The organism is Rhizobacter sp. (assembly GCF_031412495.1).
Taxonomy (GTDB): Bacteria; Pseudomonadota; Gammaproteobacteria; order Burkholderiales; family Burkholderiaceae_C; genus Schlegelella_A.
The window spans coordinates 1-7216 of the sequence record NZ_JANODC010000171.1 but is presented as its reverse complement, the minus strand read 5'-3'; the positions used below and the strand labels follow the sequence as shown (position 1 = coordinate 7216).

Genomic DNA, 7216 nt, shown 5'->3' with positions numbered 1-7216 from the left:
GCCGGGTCGATGTAGGTCCAGCGCACGCTCATCGCCGCACCCACGGCGCCGGCGAAGGCCGCCGTCAGCGCGAAGCCGAGGGTCTTGACGAGCCGGGTGTCGACGCCGAGCGTCTGCGCCCGCTGCTCGTCGGCGCCGATGCCGACCAGCGCCAGGCCGAAACGGCTGCGCCGGACAACGATGGACAGCGCCACGGCGCCGATCGCCAGCGCCGCCACCGTGAGGTAGACCGTGCTCCGCTCCGGCACCGTGGTGAGTACCCGCCCCACCGTGCCGTGCACCTGCTTCTCGACGTAGGTGACGGCGTGGTGGATGAGCTCCGTCATGCCGAAGGTGAGCACGGCGAAGTACGTGCCGCGCAGGTGCAGCACGGCCGCGCCCATGACGAGCGCGACGAGAGCGGCGACGCCCGCGCCGAGCGCGATCACCGCCGGCCACGGCAGCGACCCCAGCCCGATCGCCGAGACGTAGGCGCCGATGCCGAAGAAGGCCGCGGTCGCCAGCGACAGGTAGCGGGTCGTGCCGCAGAAGAGGCTCCAGCTCGTCGCCAGGGCGATGTACATCAGGCAGGTCAGCGCCAGCGAGGCGAGGAATTCGCTCGCGATCCACGGCACGACCGCGGCCACGGCGGCGAACACGCCCAGCACGATCCAGTCACGGCGCGCGCTCATCGCTTGAACAGGCCGTTCGGCTTCCACAGGAGCACGGCGATGAAGATCGCGTACGACAGCAGGGACTTGAGCGACGGGCTCGTGAAGTGCATGCCGAGCGCCTCGACGACGCCGAGGCCGAGGCCGGCGACCAGGCTGCCGGTCATGCTGCCGAAGCCGCCGAGCGTGATGACGATGAGCGCCGTGATCGTGTACGGCTCGCCCATCGACGGCGAGATGGTGTAGGTCATCGACAGCAGGCAGCCGGCGAGGCCCGAGAGGCCGAGGCCGACTCCGAACATCAGCGGATGCAGCCGCTTCGTGTCGATGCCGACGAGCTGGGCGCCGACGGGCGACTGCATCAGCGCCCGCACGCCCTTGCCGAGCAGCGTCGTCCGCATCAGGACGATGAAGGCGATGCCGACCGCCAATGCCACGCCGAGCAGGACCAGCTTGTTGGCGGCGAAGCGCGCGTCGCCGAACGACACCGGCCCGGTCAGGTAGTCGTAGCCGCGCAGCTCGCCGCCCCAGGCGAGCGAGGCGACGTTCTGGACCAGGAACATGAGGCCGAAGGCGACCATCAGGCCGCGCGCCTCGAAGACGTCGACGTTGGCCGAGGTCGCGGCGAGCGGCCGGAAGGCGAGCCGGTGCACGACCAGGCCGACCAGCATCAGCGCCGCGAACACGAGCGGCGCCATCACGAGCGGCGACCAGCCGAAGCGGGTGTGGCCCAGCCAGGTGGCGAAGGCACCCAGCATCAGGAACTCGCCGTGCGCGATGTTGAGGATGCGCATCAGCCCGTACTGCAGGTTCAGGCCGAGCGCGACCAGCGCGTAGACGCCGCCGGTGATGAGGCCGGAGGCGACCAGCTCGACCCAGGCCCCCGGCGACACGCTACTTCCAGGCGGCCTTGTTCGGGTTCAGCGATGCGGTGGCGATCGCCTTCGGCCACACCACCTCGAACTCGCCGTTCTGCCACTGGCCCACGCTGCCGGGCGTGCCGACGTTCTCGCTGCCGGCGAAGCGGATCTTGCCGAGAATGGTCGCGTGCTCGGTGCCGGCGACGTAGTCGCGGATCGCCTTGCGGTCGGTGCCGTGCCGGGCCACGGCGGCGGTGAGGATCTCGAGCCCGGCCCAGCAGGCTCCGCTGGCCCAGCGGTCCGGCTCCTTGTTCCACTTCCTGACGTGGGCGTCGAAGTAGGCCTTGGCGCCGGGGCTCGTCTTCACGTTCCACGAACCCATGCCGAGCACGCCTTCGGCGCCGGCCGGCGACATGACGTTCCTGTAGAGCTGGAAGGCCGTGCCGACGGAGGCGTAGAAGAAGCGCGGGTTGAAGCCGATCTCCCTGGCCTGGCGGCTGGCCAGGATGGTGTCGGGCGGGTAGGTGAAGCAGACGAAGGCGTCCGGGTTCTTGTCCTTCATCGAGCGCAGCACCGGCGCCAGGTCGCGCACGCCGAGCGGGTAGCTCTTGTCCTCGACCAGGGTGATGCCGCTGCCCTTGAGCGCCACCTTCATCGCGGCGTAGTTCTCGAGGCCGAACAGGTCGTCGACGTAGATCAGCGCCACCGTCTTCGCGCCGTTCGCCTTCAGCATGTCGACCAGAGCCGTCGTCATCGGCGCCGGCTGCTGCAGCAGAAGGAAGAAGTAGGGGAGCTTGAGCTCGACGAGCTGGCGCGACAGCGCGGTCGGCGCCAGGAACGGGTACTGGAAGCGGTTGGCGAGCGGCGCGACCGCGAAGTTCGCGTTGCTGCCCCAGGGCGGCAGGACGAGGTCGACCTTGTCGCTGCCCATCAGCTTCTCGTAGGTGCGCACGCAGGTCTCGATCTCGCTGCGGTCGTCGGACGCGACGAACTCGATCGGCCGCTTCGTGCCCTTCACGTTGATCCCGCCGGCGGCGTTCTGCTGCTCCTGCCACAGCAGGTAGTTCGGCTCCTGGCTCACCTGTGCCCCGGCCGACCACGGGCCGGTGCGGGCGATGGCGTAGCCGATGCGGACCGGCTGCCCCTGGGCCCGCGCGATGCCCGGCAGGGCGATCGCGGCCGCGAGCCCCTGGACGGCGCGGCGGCGGGTGATCGACGAGTGGCTGCGGGTCATGGCGGTCTCCTCCGATGTCGTGGGCTGAATGGTGGCACGGCCGATGCCGGGTGCTTTCTCATCCATGCAGCGTCCCTTGCCTGTCCGTGCATCGCGATTGGGGACTTTCCTTAGCCTCCCGGGCGGGTCGGTGGTCTCCAATGACAGCGTCCCTTGCCCCGCGCCATGAGCACCCCGCCTCCCGTCCTGATGAGCACCGACGACGTCGCGGTGCCGGACCGGGCGCCGTACTGGGCCGACTGGATCGGCCGCCTCTTCCACGGCCTGCAGAGCGACCTGTACGGCGACATGGCGATGGACGGCCGGATGGCCTCGGCGCGCGCCGGCGACGTCGTCCTGACCCGCCTCGAGGCCAACCGGCACCGCGTCATGCGCTCGCGCGGCGCGGCGCGCGGCGACGACATCGGCTACCTCAAGATCGTCGCGCCCTTCGAGGGCTGCGCCGGCGTCGAGCAGAAGGGCCGGCAGGCCTGGGTGACGCCGGGTGAATGGTGCATCTACGACACCACCGACACCTACACCGTCGACAACCCCACGCGCGTCGAGCACCTCATCGTCATGGTGCCGAAGGCCAACCTGCGCGAGCGCGGCCTGGCCATCGACGCGCTGATGGCGCGCCGGCTCGGCGGCCACGGCGGCATCAGCCGCGTCGCGCTCGAGACCATGCGCAGCGCCTGGCGCGAGCTGCCCGGCATGCAGGAGGACTCGGCGCGCAGCCTCGGCGAGGTGATCACGCAGTGCGTGCACCTGTCGCTGCTCGAGCTCGCCGGGCGCGGCAACGCCGCGGTGCAGCGCGAGACGCTGCGCGAGCGCATCAAGCAGCACGTGATGCGCCACCTCGGCGACCCGCAGCTCAGCGTCGACGCCATCGCCGCGGCGCTGAACGTCAGCAGACGCCATCTCTACAACGCCTTCGCCGACGAGCCCGACGGCGTCGCCGGCTACGTGCTGGTGCGCCGCATCGACGCCTGCCGCGCCGCCTTCGAGGACGAGCGCCTCGCCGCCAAGAGCGTCACCGACATCGCGATCGCGCACGGCTTCTCGAGCATGGCCCACTTCAGCCGGGTCTTCCGCGCCAAGGTCGGGCTGTCCCCCACCGAGTACCGGCGGGAGCGGCAAGGCGCCTGAGATGGCCGCAACAACGCACGTGCCCGGCACGACCGTCCGCGCCGCCGTCCTTCACCTGCTGCGCGCCTTCGGCATGCGCCGCATCTTCGGCAATCCCGGCTCCACCGAGCTGCCGCTGTTCCTCGACTTCCCGGCCGACTTCGAGTACGTGCTCGGCCTGCAGGAATCGGTCGTCGTCGGCATGGCCGATGGCTACGCGGCGGCGACGCGCAACGCCGCCTTCGTCAACCTGCATTCGGCGGTCGGCGTCGGCCACGCGATGGGCGCCATCTTCACGGCGATGAAGAACCGCACGCCGCTGGTCATCACCGCCGGACAGCAGGCGCGCTCGCTGTTCCCGTTCGACCCGTTTCTGTTCTCGGCCCAGGCGACCGAGCTGCCCAAGCCCTACGTCAAGTGGAGCTGCGAGCCGGCGCGCGCCGAAGATGTGCCGCTGGCGATCGCCCGCGCCTACTACGTCGCCATGCAGCCGCCACGCGGGCCGGTGCTGGTCTCGATCCCCGCCGACGACTGGTCGCGTGCGTGCGAGCCGGTCGAGCCGCGCCGCGTCGGCACCGCGACGCGCGCCGATGCCGACGTGCTCGCCACGATCGGCGCCGCCCTCGATGCCGCCGAGCGTCCCGCCTTCGTCATCGGCGCCGGCGTCGACCGCGGCGGCGCTTGGGACGACGTCCGTGCGCTCGCCGAGCGGCACCAGGCACGCGCCTTCGCCGCGCCGATGTCGGCGCGCTGCGGATTCGCCGAGGACCACCCGCTCTTCGCCGGCTTCCTGCCGGCGATGCGCGAAAAGATCGTCGGCCTGCTCGGCGGCAGCGATGTCGTCCTGGTGCTCGGCGCGCCGACCTTCACCTACCACGTCGAGGGCTTCGGCCCGCACCTGCCCGCCGCTGCGACGCTGTTCCAGATCACCGAGGATCCGGAGCTCGCCGCCTGGGCGCCGGTGGGCACGGCAGCGATCGGCGACCTGCGGCTCGCCGTGCGCGAGCTGCTGGCGCGCGCTGCGCCTTTCGACCGACCCGCGCCAAGCGGCCGCGCCGCGGCGCCGCGCGCCGAGGCCTCGTCGCCGATGTCCGTGGCCTTCGCCCTGCAGACCCTGGCCGAGGTGCGCCGGCCCGAGCACGTGATCGTCGAGGAAGCGCCGAGCTCGCGGCCGGTGATGCACCGCCACCTGCCGATGCTGCGCAGCGAAACCTTCTACACGATGGCCAGCGGCGGCCTCGGCTTCGGCCTGCCCGCCGCCGTCGGCGTCGCCCTGGCCCGGCCGGACGCGCGCGTGATCGGCCTCGTCGGCGACGGCTCGGCGATGTATTCCATCCAGGCGCTCTGGAGCGCGGCGCAGCTGAAGCTGCCGATGACCTTCGTCATCCTCAACAACCGGCGCTACGCGGCGCTGCAGGAATTCGCGCCGACATTCGGCTTCGAGGCCGGCGCGAAGCTCGTGGGCACCGACCTCGGCGGACTCGACTTCGTCGCGCTGGCGCGCGGCATGGGCGTCGAGGATGCCGTCCGGATCCATCGTGCCGATGTCCTGGCCGATGCGCTCGGCGCGGCGCTGCGCTCGACCGGGCCGGCGCTGGTCGAGGTGGTGGTCGCCTGATCGACGAACACACGAAAGACAAGGAAGACGCATGACCTCCAACCGCACCCCCGGCCGGCTCGCCTCCCTCGCGGCCCTGCTCCTGCCGCTGCTCGTGCTCGGCGCCGGCGCCGCGCTGCCGCCGCCGGCGTCGGCGCAGGCCTGGCCGGCCAAGCCGATCCGCATCGTCGTCGGCTTCCCGCCGGGCGGAGCGGCCGACCAGATCGCCCGGCTCGTCAGCCAGCCGCTGCAGGACACGCTCGGCCAGCCGGTGGTCGTCGAGAACAGGACCGGTGCCGGCGGCAACGTCGCCGGCGACGCCGTCGCCAAGTCGGCGGCGGACGGCTACACGCTGCTCATGAGCTCGGGCGGCATGGTCTCGGTGAACCCGCACATCTACCAGAAGATGAGCTTCGACCCGGCCAAGGACCTGACGCCGGTCGCGGCCGCCGCGCGCGTCGCGGTCTATCTCGTCGTCAAGCCGGAATTTCCGGCCAAGAACGTGCAGGAGTTCATCGCCTACGCCAAGGCGAACCCGGGCAAGCTCAGCTACGGCTCGCCCGGAAACGGCAGCTCGCCGCACCTCGCCGGCGAGATGATGAACAGCCAGGCCGGCACCTCGACGCGGCACATTCCCTACCGCGGCGCCGCCCCGGCGCTGCAGGACCTGCTCGGCGGCCAGGTCGATTTCCTGCTCGACCCCGGCGTCGCCCTGGCGCAGGTGCAGGCCGGCAAGCTGAAGCTGCTCGCCGTCGGCAGCCTGCAGCGCTCGAGCCTCTACCCCGACGTGCCGACGCTCGACGAGGCCGGGCTGAAGGGCTTCGACGCCGACACGCTGTTCGGCTTCTACGCGCCTGCGGGAACGCCGAAGCCGGTGATCGACCGGCTCAACACCGAGATCAACCGCATCCTCGCCACCAAGCCGGTGGCCGACCGCGTCGGCGCGCTCGGCGGCGCCGTCGTGCCGATGACGCCGGCGCAGTTCGACGCCAAGGCGAAAGACGATTACCAGCGCTTCGGCGCGATCATCAGGGAACGCAAGATCGTCGGCGACTGAGGCGCGCGGTCCCGGGCCGGCGACGGCGCTGTGGTTGAATCCGGCTGGTTCACCGGAGCCCTGCATGAGCCTTCCTTCTTCCCGGTCCGATCGTGTGGAGCTGCCGCGTCGCGCCGTCGTCGCCGGCATCGCGGCCGCCGCGGCCTCCTTCGTTTGGCCGGCCAGGGCGCAGACCTTTCCGGCCAAGCCGCTGCGCCTGATCGTCCCCTTCCCCGCGGGCGGCCCGACCGACATCGTCGCCCGGCCGCTGGCGCAGATGCTCGCGGAGGCACTGGGCCAGCAGGTCGTCGTCGACAACCGCGGCGGTGCCGGCGGCTCGATCGGTGCCGATGCGGTGGCCAAGGCCCCGGCCGACGGCTACACCCTGCTCATGGGGACGGTCGGCACGCATGCCATCAACCCGAGCCTCTACCGCAAGCTCCCCTACGACGCGACGAAGGACTTCACGCCGCTCGGCCTCGTCGCCTCGGCCCCGGTGGCCGTCGTCGTCCACCCGGGCACGCCCTGGAACAGCGTCGCCGATCTGATCGCAGCCGCCAGGCGCGCGCCGGGAAGCATCAACTTCGGATCGGCCGGCAACGGCACGCCCGGCCACCTCACCGGCGAGATGTTCGCCAAGGCGGCCGGCGTCGACCTGAAGCACGTGCCATACAAGGGCAGCGCCCCCGCGCTGGCCGACCTGCTCGGCGGCCAGATCCCGCTCATGTTCGA

Annotated in this window: 7 protein-coding genes; 4 read left to right on the top strand and 3 right to left on the bottom strand. The window is 71.4% G+C overall.

Translation table 11 applies throughout. The features are described from left to right. The 3 genes from AC30N0_RS06395 to AC30N0_RS06385 form a co-directional block, all read right to left on the bottom strand. The coding region (locus AC30N0_RS06395) for a branched-chain amino acid ABC transporter permease (RefSeq protein WP_489517092.1) at positions 1 to 671 on the bottom strand (671 nt) is incomplete at its 3' end. Continuing rightward, on the bottom strand, positions 668 to 1543 hold the full coding sequence (locus AC30N0_RS06390) for a branched-chain amino acid ABC transporter permease (protein ID WP_489517091.1): 876 nt from the start codon (positions 1541 to 1543) through the stop codon (positions 668 to 670). The genes AC30N0_RS06395 and AC30N0_RS06390, both read right to left, overlap by 4 nt. A 1-nt stretch (position 1544) precedes the next feature. Then, positions 1545 to 2744 carry an amino acid ABC transporter substrate-binding protein gene (locus AC30N0_RS06385; RefSeq protein ID WP_489517090.1) on the bottom strand — a complete coding sequence of 400 codons (1200 nt, stop codon included), beginning with the start codon at positions 2742 to 2744 and terminating at the stop codon, positions 1545 to 1547. A 165-nt stretch (positions 2745 to 2909) separates the two neighbouring features. Between AC30N0_RS06385 and AC30N0_RS06380 the strand changes: the two genes are divergently transcribed. The 4 genes from AC30N0_RS06380 to AC30N0_RS06365 all read left to right on the top strand — a co-directional run. Continuing rightward, positions 2910 to 3872: an AraC-like ligand-binding domain-containing protein gene (locus tag AC30N0_RS06380; RefSeq protein WP_489517089.1), complete on the top strand. Its 963-nt coding sequence runs from the start codon at positions 2910 to 2912 to the stop codon at positions 3870 to 3872. Position 3873: 1 nt separating this feature from the next. Beyond that, positions 3874 to 5469 (top strand): benzoylformate decarboxylase, encoded by a 1596-nt coding sequence (mdlC, locus tag AC30N0_RS06375; RefSeq protein ID WP_489517088.1) that lies wholly within the window; start codon positions 3874 to 3876, stop codon positions 5467 to 5469. A gap of 31 nt (positions 5470 to 5500) precedes the next feature. Further along, the gene (locus AC30N0_RS06370; protein ID WP_489517087.1) at positions 5501 to 6505 is read left to right on the top strand and encodes a Bug family tripartite tricarboxylate transporter substrate binding protein; all 1005 of its coding nucleotides are present in this window, start codon (positions 5501 to 5503) and stop codon (positions 6503 to 6505) included. 64 nt (positions 6506 to 6569) lie between these two features. Continuing rightward, positions 6570 to 7216 (top strand): Bug family tripartite tricarboxylate transporter substrate binding protein (locus AC30N0_RS06365; RefSeq protein WP_489517086.1); only part of this gene is annotated, 647 nt, incomplete at its 3' end.

What these genes read in the sequence shown, in the direction of transcription:
- AC30N0_RS06385 (WP_489517090.1), bottom strand. Translation starts at nt 2,744, where the DNA reads ATGACCCGCAGCCACTCGTCGATCACCCGCCGCCGCGCCGTCCAGGGG.
- AC30N0_RS06380 (WP_489517089.1), top strand. Translation starts at nt 2,910, where the DNA reads ATGAGCACCCCGCCTCCCGTCCTGATGAGCACCGACGACGTCGCGGTG.
- mdlC (WP_489517088.1), top strand. Translation starts at nt 3,874, where the DNA reads ATGGCCGCAACAACGCACGTGCCCGGCACGACCGTCCGCGCCGCCGTC.
- AC30N0_RS06370 (WP_489517087.1), top strand. Translation starts at nt 5,501, where the DNA reads ATGACCTCCAACCGCACCCCCGGCCGGCTCGCCTCCCTCGCGGCCCTG.